1 rRNA gene is annotated in these 287 nt (G+C 48.8%); it reads right to left on the bottom strand.

Annotated elements, in window-relative coordinates:
* Positions 1 to 287: ribosomal RNA gene (locus BN899_RS18385) — 23S ribosomal RNA — on the bottom strand; the annotation flags it as partial.

Raw genomic sequence — 287 nt, 5'->3', positions numbered from 1 at the left:
ATGTCCGCAACCCCAACGAAGAAAACTTCATTGGTTTGGCCTGTTCCGCGTTCGCTCGCCGCTACTTACGGAATCGAATTTCTTTCTTTTCCTCCGGGTACTTAGATGTTTCAGTTCCCCGGGTTCCCCTCGCTAAGCTATGTATTCACTTAACGATACTTAGACATTACTCTAAGTGAGTTTCCTCATTCGGAAATCTTCGGATCAAAGTTTACGTGCAACTCCCCGAAGCTTATCGCAGCTTATCGCGTCCTTCATCGGCTCCTAGTGCCAAGGCATCCGCCCTG

This window comes from Faecalimicrobium dakarense (assembly GCF_000499525.1).
Classification (GTDB): domain Bacteria; phylum Bacillota; class Clostridia; order Peptostreptococcales; family Peptostreptococcaceae; genus Faecalimicrobium; species Faecalimicrobium dakarense.
The sequence above is the reverse complement of the archived record's forward strand: the minus strand, read 5'-3'. Positions and strand labels throughout refer to the sequence as shown.